We start from the raw sequence: 18,124 nt of genomic DNA on the forward strand, positions 1-18,124 counted from the left end.
TTTGATTTGGTACAATTTCAAGAGGCGTAAGGAGACGGAAACGACAAGCCCGGCGCTAGGCCGGGCTTGCTTGCGGAAACACTTAGGCTTTAGGTTTGGCGGACTTTTTGATTTTGCCGGCCGGCGCTTCCAGCTCGAATAGAAAGCCGGTGCGGCCGGTCTGCGATTCGCACGCGATGACCAAGGCGCGATTGATTGCCTCTTTCTTGCTGACGCCCCACCACTCTATCATCTTGTCCAAAGACTTTTGCGCGTCGCGGCTCAGTTCCACCGTGACGGAAAGCTCTTGCAGCCGATTGCGGCGTAATTCGCGGCTACGTCGTTTGCGCTCGGCCACCGTCATCGCCCGCTCGCCCAGCGGCTTGCGGCCCGGCTTTTTCTGGACCCCGCCTATCAGGTCGAAGGTGTAGTGATCGCAGGGGTCTTTCATCAGATGGGTGACGGGTCACGGCATGGGTGGTAAGGGGGCGCAAGAATACCATAAAGACGGCATTTGCGCAGGCGGCAAACTCGCCCGCCCACAAAAATACCGCCATCATTCCGCCTGGGCTCAGCAAGCCGCCCCGCCCTGCGCCGACAAGCGCCGCAATTCGCGCCATAGCAGCCCCGCCACCAGCAGGCCCAAGGCCGTATTCACCAGCGGCATGGCCAGCCAGACGCCATCCACTCCCAAGGCATGCGGCAGCAGCACCAGGGACGGCAGCAGCAAGAACGTTTTGCCTATGGTGACGCCCAGCGCCAGCCGGGTCAGCGCCATGGCCTGCAAGGCGGTGCAACCCACCACCACCAAGCCATCCAAGGGCATGGCCAACAGGTGCAGACGCAGCGCGCGGCTGCCTGCGTCAATCAATTCCTGGCTGCCATCGCTATACCAGCCGGCGATGAAGGCCGGGAACAACTGCACCGCCAGCAGCGCCGCCGCGCCTATCGCCAGGCTGACTTTCAAACCGTGCAGCAACGCCTGTTTCGCCCGCTGCGGCTGCCCGGCGCCGGTGGCATGGCCGAGCAAGGGCTGCATGCCCACCGCCAGGCCATGGATCACCAGCGTGAACAAGGATTCGCTATAGCCGGCCACGGCATAGGCCGCCACGCTCAGATCGTCTCCCCACACCAGCAATTGCCGGTTATGCGCGAACAACAGCAGCGCCAGATTGAACTCCATCAAAAGGCTGGGCGCGCCCAGGCTGGCGATGGCCGTCAGCGCGCCGCGATCCACTCGCAGCCGACTCCAGCGCAGCCGCAGATTGGCGTGGCGGCTAAAGAAATAAGCCAGGCCTATCGCCAAGACCACAGCCTCGGCGATCAAAGTGCCGATGGCCGCGCCCTCCAGCCCCATGCCCATCCGGGCCACAAACAGGTAGTCCAGTCCGATATTGAGCACCGCGCCCAGGCTTGTCAGCGCGGTGGCGAAGCGCGGGCGGCCATCGTTGCGCGCCAGGTAGGCCACCAGCATCGGCCCCATGGTCAAGGCCGCCCCGGCCAGCATCCACCACAAATAGGCTCGCGCCTGCTCGGCCACTTGCGGCTGCACGTCGGCCTGCAGCCAGGCAAGCAAACTGTCGATGTTGGGCAACCCCAGCGCGGGTATCGCCGCGCCCAAACCGGCCAGCAGCAAGAAAGCGCCCAGCAGCGTGCCGCGCGCGGCGTCCTGCTGCCCCGCCCCTTGCTGGATGGCGATGCGGGTGGCGGCGCCCATGCTGATCATCGCGCCCAAGCCCACTTGCAGCATCACCAGGGGATAAGCCAGATTGATCGCCGCCAAACCATGGCTGCCTACGTAATGGCCGACAAACACGCCGTCGATGATGGCGTAAAGCCCCGTCACCAGCATGCCGGCGATGGATGGAATCGCGTAACGCCAGAACAGCTTGGAAACGGGCAAGGTATCGAGATCGTGGGTATGGACTGCGCGCATGCAAGGTCAGACTGGTTATGAACAATGCGACATCCTAACATTTAATCAGTCATGCATGATTAATTAATTTGCCGCACAATGGTCGGGACAATGAAAACAGAAGAGTAAATGATGGCGCGCAAGACCAAGGAAGACTCGCAAAAGACCCGGGATGCCATCCTGGATGGCGCGGAACAGGTGTTTCTCGCCAAGGGCATCGCCAATGCCACCATGGCCGACATCGCTGACGCCGCGCAAGTTTCGCGCGGAGCGGTGTATGGCCATTACGAGAACAAGCTGCAGGTATGCCAGGCGATGATAGACCGCGCCTTCGCCTTGGACGCCTTGCGCTTCCCGCCTCCCGGCGCTTCCGCCTGTGAAACATTGCTCCAAGCCGCGCTTTACTATCTGGCGCAGTTCCTGGAGCCCGGCTCGCCGCAGCGGGTTTACCAGATCCTATACCTCAAGTGCGAGCAAACCGAAGAAAACCGCGGCGTGTTGCGGCGGCGCGAACAAGCCGACCGGATGACCGTGCATTACGCGCGCCGGCAACTGCGCCGGGCGGTCTTGCAGCAAGAACTGCCGGCCGGGCTGGATATCGGACTGACTGCCGATTATCTGGTCAGCCTGTTCATCGGCCTGTATGAGCTGCTGGAGCAAAACCCTCAAGCGCTGCCGCGTTGCGAACGCATTTTGCGCGGCGCGCTGTCCGGCCTGCCCCATGCCGCCGGTTTTTTACTCCACGTGCCGCCGGAAGCACCATAGCGCCAGACTGAGCGTGATCAAGGCGATCAGCCACAATGGCAGCAGCCAGGGCCAGGCATCGACAAAGCCATAGCCCTTCAGAAAAACGCCTTTCAGAATGGGAATGAAATAGCTGAGCGGGTTGATGCGCGCCAGCCATTGCAGCAGCGCAGGCATGTTTTCTATGGGCGAGACATAGCCGGACAAGATCACCGCCGGCACCATGAAGGAAAACACGCCGAGAAAAGCCTGCTGCTGCGTATGGGAGATCGATGAGATGAACAGCCCCACGCCCGCCAACGCCAGCCCATAGCTGGCCATGCTGATCAACAGCAGCGGCAGCGAGCCGCCAAACGGCACGCGATACACCCAGGCCGCGGCCAGCGCGATCAGGCTGCCTTGCATCAGCGCCACCAGCACGCCCGGCACCGCCTTGCCGGCCATGATGTAAGCCGGCGTCAGCGGCGACACCAGCAATTGATCGAAGGTGCCCTCTTCCCGCTCCCGCGCCACCGACAGCGCGGTGACGATCAGGCAGCCTATGGTGGTGATGATGGCCACCAGGCTGGGCAATACGTGCCATTGATATTCCAGATTGGGGTTGTACAGATTGCGCACCGCCACTTGCGGCGCGGGTCCGGCCCTTTCCGCTTGGTAAGCCGCTGCTATCTGGCTGATATAAGCGCTGGCGATCTGCCCGCTATTGGAGCGGCGTCCATCGACGATGATTTGCAGCGGCGCGGGCCTCCCTTCCGCCAGGGCGCGCGAGAAATCCGGCCCGAACGCCACTGCCAGCAAAGCGCATTGCCTATCTATGCAGTCGCGCAACGCCGGCAGGCTGCGCACCGGCACGATATGGTCGAAGGTTGCGCTGGCGGACAGCCGTTTCACCAGCTCCTGCGACGCCGCGCCCGAGTCCTGGTTGTACACCGCCAGACTGGCGTGCTTCACTTCCAGCGTGGCGGCGAAGGGAAACACCACCAGTTGCAACAGGACCGGCACGATCAACAACAGCCGCCCCTGCCGGTTGCCGACTATGGTCTGCAATTCTTTGACAATCAGCCAAACCAGGCGTTGCCACATGGCTTCAATCCAGAGTTCTTCGGGTTTTGCGCACGGTCTGGCCCAGCCAGAACGCGCCCAGCAGGATCAGGCTGGCGGCGTTGAGCCACAATAGCGAAGGCACCACGCCAGCCTGGAACAGCGTCTGCAAGGTGCTGGCGAAATAGCGCGCCGGCAGAATGCGGGTCAGCCACTGCAGCGGCGCCGGCATGCTGGAGATTTCGAACACGAAGCCCGACAACATCAGCGCCGGCAAATAGCCCGCCGTCAACGCGGCTTGCGCCGCGTCGAATTGGGTGCGCATCACCGTGGACAGAAACAAGCCCATCCCCAGCGCATTGGCCAGAAACAGCGAGGACATCAGCCACAATAGCCACAAAGGCCCGCGAAACGGCACTTGCATGATGAATACCGCCACCAGCAGGCACAGCAGCATGGCGGCGATGCCCAGCACGTAGTAAGGCAAGATTTTGGACAGCAGCAACTCGGCGCGGCTGACCGGCGTGGCGAGCAAGGCCTCCATGGTGCCGCGCTCCCATTCCCGCGCCACCACCAGGGAAGACAGCAGCGCGCCGACGATGGTCATCACGATGGCGATGGTGCCGGGCACCAGGAAGTTGGGGCTCTCGGCACTGGGATTGAACCAGACGCGCTGCTCGATATCGATGGGGCTGGCCGCGCTCAGCCCTTGGTCCTGCCCCTCTTCCAACTGCCACTGCTGCCAAGCCCCTTGCACGTAAGCGGCGATGAAATTGGCGGTATTGGGCTCCGCGCCATCGGTCAGCAGCTGTATCGCGCCCGTTCCATGCTGCCAATTGCGCGAAAAATCATTGGCGATGATGACCGCGCCGCGTATCTTGCCGTGGGCCAACAGCTCATCGAGCTCGACGCGCGAGCGGACGGTTCTGACATCAAACGAGGGCGTGGCGTGAAAGGTGGCAGCCAGCCGCTGCGCCGCTGCGCCGCCATCCTGATTGAGCAGGCCCAGCCGGATGTGGGCCGAATCCAGGTTCACCGCATAGCCCAGGATGAACAACAGGGCCACCGGCAGGATGAAGGCGATCAGGATGCTGCTCGGATCGCGGACGATCTGGTAGCTTTCCTTGCGGCACAGCGCGATCAGCCGGCGCCCGTTCATCTATCCGCCTCCTCCACCAATTGAATGAAAGCGTCTTCCATGGTGGGATTGGGCCTCGTCTCGCTCGCCACGCTTTGCTTCAGCGCGTCCGGCTTGTCCAGCGCCAACAACTTGCCGCGATACACCAGGGCGATGCGATCGCAGTACTCGGCCTCATCCATGAAGTGGGTAGTCACCAGCACCGTGACGCCCTTTTGCGCCAGACCATTGATATGGGTCCAGAATTCGCGCCGCGTCACCGGATCGACACCAGAGGTGGGTTCATCCAGAAACAGCAGCGGCGGCTCATGCATCACCGCGCAAGCCAAGGCCAAACGCTGCTTGAAGCCCAGGGGCAGTTCGCCGGACGGGCTGTCCATATACGGCGACAGGCCGAACACCCGCTCCATCTGCGCCACCTTGTCGCGCTGTTTTTGGCCAGCCAAGCCATAGACGCCGGAGAAAAACATCAGATTGCGGCGCACGCTCAACTGGGCGTACAAGGAAAACTTCTGCGCCATATAGCCCAGCTGCTGGCGCGCGGCGGTCGGGCTGGCTTTCAGATCCAAGCCCATCACCAGCGCCTGTCCGGCCGTCGGTTTGAGCAAGCCGCACTCCATCTTGAAAGTGGTGGACTTGCCGGCGCCGTTGGGGCCCAGCAAGCCAAACACCTCGCCGCGCCTGACGGCGAAGCTGACATCGTCGGTGGCGTAAAAATCGCCAAAGCGTTTGCTCAATCCGCGCGCCTCGATGACAGACTCCTCATGATGCGGCGGCGCGGGCGGCATCACCTCGGCCAGCACCGAGTCCCCGCCAGGACCGCCGCCCAGCAGGCTGATGAAGGCGTCTTCCAATCTGGGCGGCGCGGTTTCCAAACTGGCGCCCGGCCCCGCATCCGCCTGGGCCAGATCCGGCCAGCGGCCAGCCTCGCGCAGCAGCAGGCGCAAACCGCTGCCTTGTATCGTGCCATCCATCAACGCCGGCTGGCGCAGCAGTTTTTGCAGCACCAGGCGGCGGTTCCCCGCAATGCCGGACAGCCTGAGGCAGCGCCCGGCCAGCCCCTCAGTCAGCGCGGAGGGCGAGCCTGCCGCCTGTATCCGCCCCTGATTCATCAGGTAGACCATGTCGCAGGCCTCCGCTTCATCCAGGTAAGCGGTGCTGAGCAATACGGTGATGCCGTCGGCGGACAACGCGCGGATCAGCTTCCACAACTCACGCCGGGAGATGGGGTCGACACCGACGCCGGGCTCGTCCAGCAACAGCGCCCGGGGCTTGCCCAGCAGCGAGCAGGCCAAGCCCAGCTTCTGCTTCATGCCGCCGGACAGCTTGCCGGCGTAGCGCGCGGTGAAGGGCGCCAGATCGGTCAGCGCCAGCAGGCGGGCGAAGTCCTGCGTCCTGTCCGCCTTGGCCACCTCGCGCAGATCGGCGTACAGATTGAGGTTTTCCTGCACCGTCAGGTCTTCGTACAGGCCGAATTTTTGCGGCATATAGCCAATGGCGCGGCGCAAGGCGTCGGGATCCGCCACTGGATTGATGCCGGCGACGCGCGCCTCGCCGCCGCTGGGCGTCAACAAACCGGCCAGCATGCGCAGCAAGGTGGTCTTGCCGGCCCCGTCCGGGCCGACCAGGCCGGCGATGCAGCCTTGCGGGATATCCAGCGCCACCGCGTCAACCGCGTCGCCGGGCGCGCCGGCAAAGCGCTTGCTCAAGCCGGCGGCGAAAATAGCGGCCTCGCCGTTCACGGCACCAACCTCAGGATGACCGGCATGCCTTGATTCAGGCTGGCGTCAGCATCGCTCACCACCACGCGGATGCGGTACACCAGCGAGGTGCGCAGATCGGCGGTTTCGACCGATTTGGGCGTGAACTCGGCGGTGGGCGACACGAAGCCGACCACGCCATGATAGGTTTTATCGGGGTGGCTGTCGGTAGACACTTGCACCTTGCTGCCACTGGCGAAACGGCCCAGTTGGCTCTCCGTCACATAGGCGCGCACCCATACCGGATGCCGCAAAGACAAGTTGAATGCAGGCGTGCCGGCTTGAACCATGCTGCCCGCCTCCACGGCGCGGGTGAGGATGATGCCGGCGCTGGGCGCTTGCAGATTGGCGTCTTTCAAGGCCAGCTTGGCTGAGGCTGCGCTGGCGCGCGCCTGTTTCAACTGGGCGTCGGATTCGGCGATTTCTTCCGGGCGGAAGCCGACCGTCAATTCCTTGAGCTGTTGCTGAGCGGCATCGCGCTGGGCGATGGCCTGGTCGCGCAAGGAGCGCGCCGTCTCCAGCAATTGCTGACTGCTGCCGCCCGCCGGCACCAGATCGCGCTGGCGCTTGTAATCGCTTTCGGTTTGCGCGACAGCCGCCTTGGCCGCCTCCAGCCTTGAGCGGGCCTGCTCGATGTCTTCGCTGCGATTGCCCTTGTGCATCAGCGCATTGCGCGCCGCCAGCGCGGCCTCATTGGCCAGCGCGGCGTTCAGGCTGTTGCGCAGCGGCTCCGCATCCAGCCTGGCCAATATCTGTCCGGGCTGCACGCTGTCGCCCTCGTCCACCAGCACCGAGGCCAGACGGCCGGATACCCGAAAGGCCAGCGACACATCGCGGATATCCACATTGCCATACAGGGTGGACTGCCGTTCGACCTCGACGCGGCTTTGGTAAAGGTAATAGCCCCCGCCCGCCGCGGCCAGCAGCGCGATGGCTGCCGGAACCGCCCATAGCTTGCCCATGCCGCCTCCCCATCATGCATGCCCGTTTTCTGATTATCGCCCGCCGCCGGGCGATTGCGCTTGAGGCTGAGCAAAAACGCGCGGCGACAAGAAGCGATGGGAAATCTTATCCCTTAGGCATGGAGGGGCGCAATCAGGGGGCGGCGGGATGGGATCAGAGTGTTTTCGCCATCAGGAACCCGGAGCCGAACCACAAGCCGATGGCCATCATCGGCTCGATGAACTTGCCGTTCAGCAGCATCAACGGCGCGCGGAAGCGGACGCGGATGGGCCATAGCAAAGGAATGCCGGCCGGCGTCAGCCAGTCGCCCAGCAAATGGGAGGCATAGCCCACGCACAAACCCAGCACCAGGGGCATGCTCTGGCCCAGCGTCAGCCCCCAGCCATGCAGGCAATGGGCGGCGGCGTAGAACACGCCCACCACCGCCAGCACGCTGTGCGTGACCCCGCGATGGCCGAATAGATAGGCGATGGGACGGGACAGAAAAGGAATGCGCCGGCCCAGCCAGCTTTTGGGGTGGTCGATATCCGGCAGCAAAGAACCCATCATGCCGCCGATGAGCAATAAAATCGCCAGCATGGCCGACAAGTGCAGAAACAACGCGGTCGATACCGCGCAAAACGCGCCAAACGCGACATGCGTGCCCACCATCATGCCGCCACCTCGATTTCTTTGCCTGCCATCGCCGCTCGCCCGATTTTCCTCGCCCACGGGCGGCGAAACGCCGCCGCCCATTCTTCCCGCATTCACAGGGCCGCTCATGCTACTGCCTGTGTTGCGAAAATGCAAAAGGTAAGATGTCAGCGGCGCCTTGGCACGATAAAAGCTAAGCGTTAGCGGCGCGTATCGCTGTCAAGAAGATTTCCGCCCACTCGGGATGGCAGATCAGCAGATCGGGCAGATAAGGATCGGGTTGATTGTAAAGACAAGCGCTGCCATCCAGCCGCGAAGCGTGCAGGCCGGCGGCCCGCGCGACGCCCACCGGCGCGCAGGAGTCCCACTCGTACTGGCCGCCGTCGTGCAGATAAGCATGCGCCTCGCCGCGCAGCACCGCCATCGCCTTGGCGCCCGCCGAGCCCATGGGCAACAGCTCCGCATCCAGCCTCTCCGCCACCTGGCAGGCGATCTCCGGCGCGCGGCTGCGGCTGACCAGGATTTTGAGTTTACCGCCCGGCGGGCGATGCGGAGACATCGGGCTGGCGGTGCCGAACGTCTGCCCCCGCGCCGGCAAGGCGACAGCAGCCGCGACGGGCAGGCCGTCTACCGCCAACGCCACATGCACGGCCCAGTCTGGGCGATTCAGCGCGCGCTCGCCGTATTCCCGCGTGCCATCCAGCGGATCGATGATCCAGACCCGTCGCCGAGACAACCGCGCGGCGTCGGACGGGCTTTCCTCCGAAAGTACGCCATCATCGGGCCTGGCCTGCCTTAGCCACTGCAAAAGCCGCTCATTCGCGCCGGCGTCGCCTGCCTTGCCCAGCGGCTTGCCTGCTTCGGGAAAATCGGCGCGCAAGCGCAGCAGCCATTCGCCCGCCCGCGCGGCGAGACGTTCGGCCAAAGCGTGGTCGTCAAGCCCGGTTAAACACTCTGTCATCATTCCTTCTCTTTCCAAATCGCCACCTCGCCGGCATATTATCGGCATCGCCAATCCATCTGGAAGACTTGTCATGATAGACCTGCACTACTGGACCACACCCAATGGCCACAAGATTACGATCTTCCTGGAAGAGGCGGGATTGCCGTACCGGATCATTCCCGTCGACATCCGCTCCGGCGCGCAATTCCAGGCCGACTTTCTGAAAATCGCGCCGAACAACCGGATACCGGCCATCGTCGACCACGCGCCGGCGGATGGCGGCGCGCCGTACGGCTTGTTCGAATCCGGCGCCATTCTGCAATATCTGGCCGAGAAAACCGACCGTTTCCTGCCATCAGACCTGCGCGGCCGCCATGACGCGCTGCAATGGCTGTTCTGGCAAATGGCGGGCTTAGGACCCATGGCAGGCCAGAATCATCATTTTTCGCAATACGCGCCGGAAAAACTGCCCTACGCCATCGATCGCTACGTCAAGGAAACCTCGCGCTTGTACCGCGTGCTGGACACGCAGCTGGCCGATGGCCGCGACTATATCTGCGGCGACTACTCCATTGCCGACATGGCCTGCTACCCATGGATTGTGCCTTACGAAAAACAGCAGCAGAACCTGGCGGACTATCCGGCGCTCGCGCAGTGGTTTGAGCGGATCCGGGCCCGCGATGCGGTAAAACGCGCCTACGCCGTGGCGGAAACCGTCAACACCGCGCCGACCGTAATGGATGAGCAATCCCGCGCGGTGCTGTTCGGCCAGGACGGCAAAAACCGGCCTGCGCGCTGAGCGGACATAAAAAAGCCCCGGCCTTACGGGACCGGGGCAGATTCAACCGACCGCCCTGAGGTCGACTGAAACTCATACTGTATTCAGCATAGCCAGCCGGGCGGCAGATTGCAGGGATATTTCTCAGCCAAACTGCTCCCGCAGCTCGGCGATGGCTTGGCGCTCGATCCGCACCGGCATCAACGCCCTGCGGATGGGCTGGATCTTTCCCAGCACCACCTCCTCCAGCAACAGTTCGGATGCGCCATCCTCGCCGGAATCGACGCGGATGCCCATGCGATTCAGCGTCAGCGTGACCGTTTCCAGGCTGAAATAGTCGTCGGGATGTTCCAATACCTGTTTCACTACGCCCAGCACGCCTTCCAGTCCCGCCTGGGCGCGCAGCTCATCCAGCTGCGGCCGGACTTCCTCAAGCCTGGCATCCACCTCCGCCGCGGTGGCCGGCAAGGGCCCGGCATCCTCCGCGCCGCCGATCACGACGCATGTTTCGCTGCGCAAGGCCTGGCGATGCAGTTGCAAACGGGAACACTCCGCCTCCAGTTGCTGCCTGGCCTGCTCCATCAGGCTCAAGCGGCGCGCGATCACGCCGGCTTGCACTTGCAAGGCATGCTCGCCGGATCGGCGCTGGAAATCCTGCTCGCTGGGACACGGCATCAGCAGACGATGCCCATCGAAACTCACCACCAGTTGGGCGACATCATTTCTCAACTCGCCGTCTTGCAAGGCCACGCCCAAACGGGAGGTTTCGCTGCGCTGCATGGTCATCAAGGCCCAGGCCACATCGCCATTGGACGCGGACAGATAGAAATCGCGCAGGCTGTCGCTGCTCTCCAGCACCTCCAGCAAGCTGGCGGGGGACGCGAACAACAAGCCCAGCCGAGGATCGGTGGCAAAACTGCGCCGGGACAGATTGAGCACCGGCGGCAGCCGCTCGGTCAGGGTGGAAAGATAAGCCTGCGAGGCGCGCATGCCGGGCGATAACGCGTCCAGATAGCCTGGCAGCAGGCGCAAGCGCCGGTCGCACGCATCCACCAGCTGATCGATCAGCTGGTGCAGCTCCCTGGCGCGGCGGCGGCTTTCCGCATCCCAGCCCAGCTTGCGCAACAGATGGTCGAACATGCCCTCTCCCTGATCAGAATTGCTCATCGTCTCTCAGGTAGCGCCATTGGCCGGTAGGCAGATTGCCCAGTTTCACCTTGCCGATGGAGATGCGCTTGAGGCCCACCACGCGCAAACCCACCAGCTCGCACATGCGGCGGATCTGGCGCTTTTTGCCTTCGCGCAGCACAAAACGCAGCTGATCATCGTTCTGCCAGCCCACCTTGGCCGGCAGCAGCTTCTTGCCGTCCAGCTCCAGGCCATGGTTCAACAGGGCCAGGCCGTTGGGGGCGAGATCGCCTTCCACGCGAACCAGGTACTCTTTTTCAACCTGGGAGTTCTCGCCGATCAACTGCTTGGCCACCCGGCCATCCTGGGTCAGCACCAAGAGGCCGACGGAATCGATGTCCAGGCGGCCGGCAGGCGCCAGGCCGCGCAAGTGGGAAAGCTGAAAGCGCTTGCGGCTGCCGTCTTCCGACCAGTGGTTTTCCGGCTTGATCAGCGTCACCGCCGGCTGATAGCCATCTTCGGCCTGGCCGGACACATAACCCATCGGCTTGTTCAGCAAGATGGTGACGCGGGCGGACTGAGCGTCCTGCGCCTTCTTGTCGATTTCGATGGCATTGTGCGGCAGCACTTTTTGGCCCAGCACGGCGACCTCGCCATCCACCTTGACCCAGCCTTGCTCGATATAGCTGTCAGCCTCGCGGCGGGAACACAGGCCCAGTTCAGCCATGCGTTTTGACAGACGTACAGGTTCCATTTGCATTTCCATAACGAAAAGGCGGCCCAGTCACACCACCGGCCGCCAGTGAATCGACCGCTATTGTAGGATATCGGGGCGCAACTGGCCATGACGGCATGGCCATGGCTTGCGGCGCGACAGCCTCCAACAAATAAAAAGCCACCCGTTCCAGGGTGGCCTTTCGCGCTCAAACGGCGGTCAGCCGCTTATTTCCACAGCTTCCACCACGGCATCTCCTCAACCGACCACGGCTTGGCCAGATACGGGCTCTGCGGGTAGTTAAGCGCCAGCACGCGGCGGGCGTCGTCGCGCAGCTGCGGCATCTGCAACTTGTCATAAGCCGTCACCATGATGGCCAGCGCTTCCTCCTGGTACTTGGTGTTGGAGAAATCCTTGACCACGCCCTGGGCGCGATTCGCCGCCGCCAAGTAGGCGCCGCGCTTCATGTAGTAGCGCGAAACGTGCATTTCGTTGCCGCCCAGCGCATCCACCAGTTTGCTCATCTTGGCCGAAGCGTCAGGCGTATATGTGCTCTTGGGGAAGCGGGTGGTCAGCTCGCGGAAGGCGGAGAAGGCTTCGCGCGCGGCCTTGGGGTCACGCTCGCTCATGTCCTGGCCGGCCCATTTTGCGAGCAGGCCGGAATCGTCATTGAAATACACCAATCCCTTCAGATAATAAATGTAGTCCAGGTTAGGATGGGTTGGGTGCAGCTTGATGAAACGGTCCGCCGCGGCGATGGCCAGTTCCGGCTCCCCATCCTTGTAATGGGTGTAAGCCAGGTCCATCTGAGCCTGCTGGGCATAGCGGCCATACGGAAAACGCGATTCCAACGTTTCGTATAGCTTGACTGCGCGGGTATAATTGCCGCTAGCCAACTCATCGTGAGCTTCCGAATACAGCTTCTCCACGGTCCAGCCGCGCGTCTCGTCGTAGGTTTCCGTGGTTGCACATCCGGCAAGCCCCACCATCACCAACATTGCTGCAACAACGTATCTTTTCATGACTGATCCTTACATTGACTCGGACGATTATAACGACATCTCGGAAAACGAGGTATCCACCACGCAACTTCTTGAAGCGCCGCTTGCGTTGTGCGGCGAACGGCTGGACGCCGTGCTGGCCAAATTGCTGCCCGATTACTCCCGCAGCCGGCTGACGCAATGGATCAAGGACGGCCTGGTTTTGGTGGACGGCAAGGTCGTCGCGCCCAAAACCAAGATGCTGGGCGGCGAGAAGCTGCAAGTCACCCTGCAGCTGACCAATGAGGAAATGGCCTTTCAGCCGGAAGCGATGGATATCCCCATCGTATTCGAGGACGATCACATCATCGTGATCAACAAGCCGGCCGGCCTGGTGGTCCATCCCGCATCGGGCAATTGGAGCGGCACCTTGCTGAACGGCCTGTTGCATCATTGCCCTTCGCTGGCCAATGTGCCGCGCGCTGGCATCGTCCACCGGCTGGACAAGGACACCTCCGGCCTGATGGTGGTGGCCAAGACGCTGCCCGCCCAGACCGAGCTGGTGCGCCAGATGCAGGCCCGCAGCGTGAAGCGCGTCTACCGCGCCATCGCCGACGGCGTGGTGCCATTCGACGGCACCATAGACGCCAATATCGGCCGCGATCCGAACAACCGCCTGAAAATGGCGGTGCTGAAGTTTGGCGGCAAACCGGCGATCACCCATATCCGCGTGCTGGAGCGCTTCGCCACGCACTCGCATATCGAATGCAAGCTGGAAACCGGCCGCACCCACCAGATCCGCGTCCATATGCGCGAAGCCAACCACCCGCTGGCCGGCGATCCGGTGTACGGCAACCTCCGCCACAAGATGGATGAGGACATCGCGGCCGAGGTGAAAACCTTGGGCCGCCAGGCGCTGCACGCCTATGCGCTGGCCCTGGTCCACCCGGCCACCGGCGAAACCCGCAGCTGGAAAGCGCCGCTGCCGGACGACTTCCGCCGCCTGCTGGATGTGCTGCGCGGCGACGGCGCGCGCGCGGATGCCGATGCCTTCGCCCATGCCAGCGATGATGAGGATGACGACGAAGACTGGGACGATGACGACGATAGCGACATCGAGGTCATCTATGTCAAATAAGGACTGGCTGACCGCCGACTGGCCAGCCCCGCCCAATGTGCGCACGCTGATCACCACGCGGGCCGGCGGCGTCAGCGCCGCGCCCTATGACAGCCTGAACCTGGGCGCGCACGTGGGCGACGCCGCGGAGGCGGTCGCAGCCAATCGCGCCATCCTGCGCGAGCGGCTGCCCGCCGCGCCGGCCTGGCTCAACCAGGTGCATGGCGTGGCCGTGGTCGACGCCGCCGAGCTTGGCAACGCGGCGCCTGACGCCGACGCCAGCTTCGCCCGCGCGCCAGGCGTCGTCTGCGCGGCCATGACCGCCGACTGCCTGCCGGTTTTGCTCTGCGACGACGCCGGCAGCGTAGTAGCCGCCGCGCACGCGGGCTGGCGAGGCTTGTGCGACGGCGTCATCGAGGCGGCCGTTGCCGCCACCCAAGCCAAGCCGGCAACCCTGATGGCCTGGCTGGGGCCGGCCATCAGTCCAGATGCGTTTGAAGTCGGCCCTGAAGTGCGCCAGGCCTTCTTGTTCAAAGATCCCGCCGCCGAAGCCGCCTTCATCGGCATCGACAACGGCAAATACCTGGTGGACATCTACCTGCTGGCCAGGCAAAGACTGGGCAAGCTGGGCATTGAGCGGGTATATGGCGGCGATTTCTGCACCGTCATCGACCGCGACCGCTTTTTCTCCTACCGCCGCGACGGCGTCACCGGCCGCATGGCCTCGCTGATCTGGCTGGAAAACTGACATCCGCGCCCCGCCGCGCGCGGGGCGCGGCTTTCCTCGCCAGATATCCTCACCGTCCATCTGGTTGACCCTGCCCGACAATGCGAACATCATTCCAGATGACTTCAACCACCTGATCGCGCGCCATGGACATCGCTATCGTCACGCTGGACTGCTTCAATGAGCTGGACTCTTTCATCGCCTCCGGCATTCTCGGCAGGATGACTCCGCAAGGCTGGAAGGTGCGGATCTGTTCGCCCTTCCCCTTCATGGAAACGCGCTCCGGCGCACGCGTCGAGCGGCAAGAAGACTTGTCCTACGCCAACTCCGCCGACGCGGTGCTGATAGGCAGCGGCTGGCGCACCCGCGACTGGGTGGCCGGCGATGAGATCATGGCTCAATTCAAATTGGACCCGTCGCGCCAGTTGATAGGATCACAGTGTTCGGGCGCTTTGGTTTTGCATAAACTGGGATTATTGAGCGACGGCGTGGCCTGCACCGACCCGCTGACCCGCCCCTGGCTGGAGAGATCCGGCATTCAGGTGCCAGACCACGCCTTCCGCGCGCGCGGCAATATCGCCACCTCCGGCGGCTGTCTGTCCTCGCAATACCTGGCGGCCTGGGTGCTGCTGCGCCTGGCTGGCGAAGAAAAAACGCGCGAGATTCTGTCTTACGTCGCGCCGGTCGGAGAAGAAAACGACTTTGTCGAACGCGCGCTGGCGGTCATCGCGGAAAAGGAGATGGCGAATTGAACATCGGCGCCCTGGACGGCTTGCAGGCTATCGATCTGCACGCCTGTTTTCTGGCGGCATTCAGCGACTACGTGGTGCCGGCGCAGCCGACGCTCGCGCAATTCGAAGCCATGCTGAAACGCCGCGGCTGGGCGCCGGAGCTGAGCGCTGGGGCCTGGGTGGATGGAGAGCTGGCCGGACTATGGCTGACGGCGACACCCATGCAGGATGGCCAGCCTGAAGGATATTGCATCGCAGCCGGCGTGGCGCCGCTCGCGCGCCGCCGCGGCGTTTTGAGCGATATGGCCGCGCGGGTGCAAAGCCTGCTGCGCGCGCGCGGCATCCGCCAGCTGCGGCTGGAGGTGATAGAGAGCAATCAGCGGGCGCGGGACGCCTACGCCAAACTCGGCTTCCAAGCCGTGCGCAAGCTTGATTGCTATCAGATTGAAACCCCCATTCAATCCGCCAGCTTCTGGCCTGTCACCGTGCATGTCGACGCTGACCCGGCCGGCTGGCCATCGCCGGACGCCATCGCCTACCCGCCTGCCGTGCCCAATCGCCGCGAGTCCCTGCTTCGCGCCGCGCCGCCGCCACGCTGGCTGACGGTGCGGCAAGATGGCCAGTTGCTCGGCTCGCTGCTGATGACGGCGGATGGCGAAGCGCTGGAGTTGCAAGTGGCCCCGACGCGCCGCCGCCGCGGCATCGCCTCCAAGTTGCTGCAAACGGGGCAAGGACTGGCGCAGAACGGTCGGCTCAGCTTCAACAACGTCGATCCGCGCGACTTGGCCTTGCTTGAGCTGCTGCGTAAGCACCGGGGGCGGTATGCGTTGTCGCAATGGGAATTGCTGCAGACCTTTTGATCCTGCCCTTCATTCGTCCGCGCGAATGATAAAATGAATCAATCCATTCGCAGCACAGGTATCGGCCTCATGAACGCGCAACAACAATCCCAATGGCAAAACAGACTCATCACGCTGCTGGAAAGCCAGCCTCCCGATGACGACGGCGCCCACGACCTCAGCCATCTGCACCGGGTCTGGGCCGTGGCCAAGCAACTGCTGGAAAACTATCCGCAAGCCGACAAGCTGGTGGTGATGGCCGGCAGCTATCTGCATGATCTGGTCAACCTGCCCAAGAGCCATCCGCAGCGGCATCTGGCCTCGCACTGGTCGGCCGAGCGCGCCCGCCAATTGCTGGCAGACTCGGAGCTGACGCCGGCGCAGTTGGACAATCTCGCCCACGCGATAGAAGCCCACAGCTACTCCGCCGCCATCGAACCCAAAACGCTGGAGGCCCAGATCGTGCAGGACGCGGACCGGATGGACGCTCTGGGACCCGTGGGTTTGGCGCGGATGTTCTACGTTTCCGGCCGCATGGGCCGCGCGCTGGCCCACCCGCTGGATCCGCTGGGCGAGCAGCGCCAGCCCGATGATCAGGCCTGGGCGATCGATCACATCAAGGTCAAGCTGGCCAAGCTGCCCGGCATGATGCAGACCGATGCCGGCCGCGCCATGGCCGAAGCCAAACTGCAGTGGCTGATCCACTTCCGCGACGAATTCTGCCGCGACTGGATGGCCCGCTAAGCCAGAGCCCGCCGCCATGATGATCAAGAAGCTGCCGCGCAACCAGACTGGCCGCGATTGGGTGGTCGGCGACATCCATGGCTGTTTCGAACAGCTGCGGCGGCTGATGGACATCGTGGCCTTCGACCCTGCCTGCGACCGGCTGTTGTCGGTGGGCGACCTGGTGGACCGCGGGCCGGACAGCCCCATGGTGGTGGAATGGCTGGCCCAGCCCTGGTTCCACGCGGTGCGCGGCAACCATGAGCAGATGGCGCTGGATGCGATGCGCAATCCTCTGGAAGATCAGGAGCGCCACCTGCGCAACGGCGGCCGCTGGCTGGCCGAACTTCCGGCGGATAGACGCAACGCCTGCGTCGCCGCCCTCTCCCAATTGCCGCTGGCCTTGGAAATCGACGCCGAGGGCGGCAAGATCGGCGTAGTGCATGCGGACTGTCCCGGCAACGACTGGGACATGCTGGCCGCCAAGCTGGAAGCCGACAACCCCAGCGAGCAAGACTACGACGCCCTGCTGTGGGCGCGCGACCGGGCGCTCAACGGCGGCGGCGGCCATGTCGAGGGCGTCGCGCTGCTGCTGGTGGGCCACACGCCGCAAGAACACGCCGTGCTGTACGACAATGTGATGCACCTGGACACCGGGGCGGTATACGGCGGCAAGCTGACCATGTTTTGCCTCAACGATTTCGTCGAAGTGGCGCTGCCCTCCCACCTCGACGCCCTCGCCCGCTTTCAGCTGCATTAGACTTGGCGCGCGCATCTCGCTAGAATGCCGGCCTTTCAACAGGGGTATCATCATGGCCGAGCGCAAGAAAAAAACCGCCTCCGCAAAACCGGGCCAGCAAGAGCGCCGCGTTCAAGAGCAACGCTATGCGCAGGCCGAAAGCGCCTGCCGCAAATTGGTTGATCTGCTGGAAGCGCTGGCCAGCGAAGGCCGCCTGGACGCCAGCGAAACCGCCGCCCAATACCTGAATTCCGCCCGCGCCTACTATCGACGCATCCGCAACGGCAAAGTCATGGGGCCGGCCGACTTCACCGCCGCCGCCGACGTCTGCGCCAGCAGCCGCCGCGCGCTAACCGCGCTCGATCCGGAACTGGTCTTCGCCGCGCTGCCGCAGCCCGACGCCTTGCGCGAGGCCCTGGCGCAGGGCGAACGCGTCATCGCCGAAATGCAGAAGATCAAAGCAGCCGGCAAGGCTCAATAATTGTACATTGCTATTTTAAAATAAAAATTCATAGCAATATTAAATAACAC

At 63.5% G+C, this 18,124-nt stretch carries 20 protein-coding genes; 9 read left to right on the plus strand and 11 right to left on the minus strand.

Annotation, left to right across the window (positions count from 1 at the left end):
• Positions 1–82: 82 nt before the first annotated feature.
• Positions 83–430, minus strand: a complete 348-nt coding sequence (locus NKT35_RS19070; RefSeq protein ID WP_254295984.1) for a hypothetical protein — start codon at positions 428–430, stop codon at positions 83–85.
• A gap of 120 nt (positions 431–550) precedes the next feature.
• Positions 551–1,915 carry an MATE family efflux transporter gene (locus tag NKT35_RS19075; protein WP_254295986.1) on the minus strand — a complete coding sequence of 455 codons (1,365 nt, stop codon included), beginning with the start codon at positions 1,913–1,915 and terminating at the stop codon, positions 551–553.
• Positions 1,916–2,023: 108 nt separating this feature from the next.
• Here NKT35_RS19075 and NKT35_RS19080 point away from each other — a divergent pair, with 108 nt between their 5' ends.
• The gene (locus tag NKT35_RS19080; protein WP_254295988.1) at positions 2,024–2,659 is read left to right on the plus strand and encodes a TetR family transcriptional regulator; all 636 of its coding nucleotides are present in this window, start codon (positions 2,024–2,026) and stop codon (positions 2,657–2,659) included.
• Here NKT35_RS19080 and NKT35_RS19085 read toward each other — a convergent pair.
• The 6 genes from NKT35_RS19085 to NKT35_RS19110 all read right to left on the minus strand — a co-directional run bounded on the left by NKT35_RS19085 (position 2,630) and on the right by NKT35_RS19110 (position 9,134).
• Complete coding sequence (locus tag NKT35_RS19085; RefSeq protein ID WP_254295990.1) at positions 2,630–3,721, minus strand: ABC transporter permease; 1,092 nt, start codon at positions 3,719–3,721, stop codon at positions 2,630–2,632. The genes NKT35_RS19080 and NKT35_RS19085 overlap by 30 nt on opposite strands.
• A gap of 4 nt (positions 3,722–3,725) precedes the next feature.
• Complete coding sequence (locus tag NKT35_RS19090; RefSeq protein WP_254295992.1) at positions 3,726–4,838, minus strand: ABC transporter permease; 1,113 nt, start codon at positions 4,836–4,838, stop codon at positions 3,726–3,728.
• A complete protein-coding gene (locus tag NKT35_RS19095) occupies positions 4,835–6,559 on the minus strand; it encodes an ATP-binding cassette domain-containing protein (RefSeq protein WP_254295994.1) in 1,725 nt (574 codons plus the stop codon). The genes NKT35_RS19090 and NKT35_RS19095 overlap by 4 nt, the downstream gene beginning before the upstream one ends.
• The gene (hlyD, locus tag NKT35_RS19100) at positions 6,556–7,539 is read right to left on the minus strand and encodes a secretion protein HlyD (RefSeq protein WP_254295996.1); all 984 of its coding nucleotides are present in this window, start codon (positions 7,537–7,539) and stop codon (positions 6,556–6,558) included. The genes NKT35_RS19095 and hlyD overlap by 4 nt, the downstream gene beginning before the upstream one ends.
• A 154-nt stretch (positions 7,540–7,693) precedes the next feature.
• Positions 7,694–8,302: a metal-dependent hydrolase gene (locus NKT35_RS19105; protein ID WP_254295998.1), complete on the minus strand. Its 609-nt coding sequence runs from the start codon at positions 8,300–8,302 to the stop codon at positions 7,694–7,696.
• 64 nt (positions 8,303–8,366) lie between these two features.
• Positions 8,367–9,134 (minus strand): 3'(2'),5'-bisphosphate nucleotidase CysQ, encoded by a 768-nt coding sequence (locus tag NKT35_RS19110; protein ID WP_505190923.1) that lies wholly within the window; start codon positions 9,132–9,134, stop codon positions 8,367–8,369.
• A 73-nt stretch (positions 9,135–9,207) separates the two neighbouring features.
• Between NKT35_RS19110 and NKT35_RS19115 the strand changes: the two genes are divergently transcribed.
• Positions 9,208–9,915 (plus strand): glutathione S-transferase N-terminal domain-containing protein, encoded by a 708-nt coding sequence (locus tag NKT35_RS19115; RefSeq protein WP_254296002.1) that lies wholly within the window; start codon positions 9,208–9,210, stop codon positions 9,913–9,915.
• 123 nt (positions 9,916–10,038) lie between these two features.
• Here NKT35_RS19115 and NKT35_RS19120 read toward each other — a convergent pair whose 3' ends face one another.
• From NKT35_RS19120 to NKT35_RS19130, 3 genes are all read right to left on the minus strand, one after another.
• Positions 10,039–11,061, minus strand: a complete 1,023-nt coding sequence (locus NKT35_RS19120) for a hypothetical protein (protein ID WP_254296004.1) — start codon at positions 11,059–11,061, stop codon at positions 10,039–10,041.
• Positions 11,048–11,776, minus strand: coding sequence for a pseudouridine synthase (locus NKT35_RS19125; RefSeq protein WP_254296005.1), 729 nt, complete (start codon positions 11,774–11,776; stop codon positions 11,048–11,050). The genes NKT35_RS19120 and NKT35_RS19125 overlap by 14 nt, the downstream gene beginning before the upstream one ends.
• Positions 11,777–11,964: 188 nt before the next feature.
• A complete protein-coding gene (locus tag NKT35_RS19130) occupies positions 11,965–12,759 on the minus strand; it encodes an outer membrane protein assembly factor BamD (RefSeq protein WP_254296007.1) in 795 nt (264 codons plus the stop codon).
• On the opposite strand from NKT35_RS19130, the gene rluD reads away from it, so the two are divergent.
• The 7 genes from rluD (at position 12,758) to NKT35_RS19165 (ending at position 18,074) form a co-directional block, all read left to right on the plus strand.
• Complete coding sequence (rluD, locus tag NKT35_RS19135; RefSeq protein ID WP_254296009.1) at positions 12,758–13,855, plus strand: 23S rRNA pseudouridine(1911/1915/1917) synthase RluD; 1,098 nt, start codon at positions 12,758–12,760, stop codon at positions 13,853–13,855. The two genes, NKT35_RS19130 and rluD, sit on opposite strands and share 2 nt — an antisense overlap.
• Positions 13,815–14,582: a peptidoglycan editing factor PgeF gene (gene pgeF / locus NKT35_RS19140; protein ID WP_371926383.1), complete on the plus strand. Its 768-nt coding sequence runs from the start codon at positions 13,815–13,817 to the stop codon at positions 14,580–14,582. The genes rluD and pgeF overlap by 41 nt, the downstream gene beginning before the upstream one ends.
• Before the next feature lie 125 nt (positions 14,583–14,707).
• Positions 14,708–15,313 (plus strand): type 1 glutamine amidotransferase family protein, encoded by a 606-nt coding sequence (locus tag NKT35_RS19145; protein ID WP_254296012.1) that lies wholly within the window; start codon positions 14,708–14,710, stop codon positions 15,311–15,313.
• Entirely contained in the window at positions 15,310–16,152 is an 843-nt protein-coding gene (locus NKT35_RS19150) for a GNAT family N-acetyltransferase (protein WP_254296014.1), read from the plus strand. Before NKT35_RS19145 ends, NKT35_RS19150 begins: the two co-directional genes overlap by 4 nt.
• Positions 16,153–16,221: 69 nt before the next feature.
• Positions 16,222–16,875 carry an HD domain-containing protein gene (locus NKT35_RS19155; RefSeq protein WP_254296016.1) on the plus strand — a complete coding sequence of 218 codons (654 nt, stop codon included), beginning with the start codon at positions 16,222–16,224 and terminating at the stop codon, positions 16,873–16,875.
• Positions 16,876–16,891: 16 nt separating this feature from the next.
• Entirely contained in the window at positions 16,892–17,614 is a 723-nt protein-coding gene (locus tag NKT35_RS19160) for a metallophosphoesterase (RefSeq protein ID WP_254296018.1), read from the plus strand.
• 52 nt (positions 17,615–17,666) lie between these two features.
• Positions 17,667–18,074 carry a hypothetical protein gene (locus NKT35_RS19165; protein ID WP_254296020.1) on the plus strand — a complete coding sequence of 136 codons (408 nt, stop codon included), beginning with the start codon at positions 17,667–17,669 and terminating at the stop codon, positions 18,072–18,074.
• Positions 18,075–18,124: the final 50 nt, after the last annotated feature.

It is taken from the genome of Chromobacterium sp. IIBBL 290-4, from assembly GCF_024207115.1.
Taxonomy (GTDB): domain Bacteria; phylum Pseudomonadota; class Gammaproteobacteria; order Burkholderiales; family Chromobacteriaceae; genus Chromobacterium.

What these genes read in the sequence shown, in the direction of transcription:
- NKT35_RS19075 (WP_254295986.1), bottom strand. Translation starts at nt 1,915, where the DNA reads ATGCGCGCAGTCCATACCCACGATCTCGATACCTTGCCCGTTTCCAAG.
- NKT35_RS19160 (WP_254296018.1), top strand. Translation starts at nt 16,892, where the DNA reads ATGATGATCAAGAAGCTGCCGCGCAACCAGACTGGCCGCGATTGGGTG.
- NKT35_RS19120 (WP_254296004.1), bottom strand. Translation starts at nt 11,061, where the DNA reads ATGAGCAATTCTGATCAGGGAGAGGGCATGTTCGACCATCTGTTGCGC.
- NKT35_RS19105 (WP_254295998.1), bottom strand. Translation starts at nt 8,302, where the DNA reads ATGAGCGGCCCTGTGAATGCGGGAAGAATGGGCGGCGGCGTTTCGCCG.
- hlyD (WP_254295996.1), bottom strand. Translation starts at nt 7,539, where the DNA reads ATGGGCAAGCTATGGGCGGTTCCGGCAGCCATCGCGCTGCTGGCCGCG.
- NKT35_RS19085 (WP_254295990.1), bottom strand. Translation starts at nt 3,721, where the DNA reads ATGTGGCAACGCCTGGTTTGGCTGATTGTCAAAGAATTGCAGACCATA.
- NKT35_RS19125 (WP_254296005.1), bottom strand. Translation starts at nt 11,776, where the DNA reads ATGGAACCTGTACGTCTGTCAAAACGCATGGCTGAACTGGGCCTGTGT.
- NKT35_RS19130 (WP_254296007.1), bottom strand. Translation starts at nt 12,759, where the DNA reads ATGAAAAGATACGTTGTTGCAGCAATGTTGGTGATGGTGGGGCTTGCC.
- NKT35_RS19110 (WP_505190923.1), bottom strand. Translation starts at nt 9,134, where the DNA reads ATGACAGAGTGTTTAACCGGGCTTGACGACCACGCTTTGGCCGAACGT.
- NKT35_RS19080 (WP_254295988.1), top strand. Translation starts at nt 2,024, where the DNA reads ATGATGGCGCGCAAGACCAAGGAAGACTCGCAAAAGACCCGGGATGCC.
- NKT35_RS19115 (WP_254296002.1), top strand. Translation starts at nt 9,208, where the DNA reads ATGATAGACCTGCACTACTGGACCACACCCAATGGCCACAAGATTACG.
- NKT35_RS19165 (WP_254296020.1), top strand. Translation starts at nt 17,667, where the DNA reads ATGGCCGAGCGCAAGAAAAAAACCGCCTCCGCAAAACCGGGCCAGCAA.
- NKT35_RS19155 (WP_254296016.1), top strand. Translation starts at nt 16,222, where the DNA reads ATGAACGCGCAACAACAATCCCAATGGCAAAACAGACTCATCACGCTG.
- NKT35_RS19070 (WP_254295984.1), bottom strand. Translation starts at nt 430, where the DNA reads ATGAAAGACCCCTGCGATCACTACACCTTCGACCTGATAGGCGGGGTC.
- rluD (WP_254296009.1), top strand. Translation starts at nt 12,758, where the DNA reads ATGACTGATCCTTACATTGACTCGGACGATTATAACGACATCTCGGAA.
- pgeF (WP_371926383.1), top strand. Translation starts at nt 13,815, where the DNA reads ATGACGACGATAGCGACATCGAGGTCATCTATGTCAAATAAGGACTGG.
- NKT35_RS19090 (WP_254295992.1), bottom strand. Translation starts at nt 4,838, where the DNA reads ATGAACGGGCGCCGGCTGATCGCGCTGTGCCGCAAGGAAAGCTACCAG.
- NKT35_RS19145 (WP_254296012.1), top strand. Translation starts at nt 14,708, where the DNA reads ATGGACATCGCTATCGTCACGCTGGACTGCTTCAATGAGCTGGACTCT.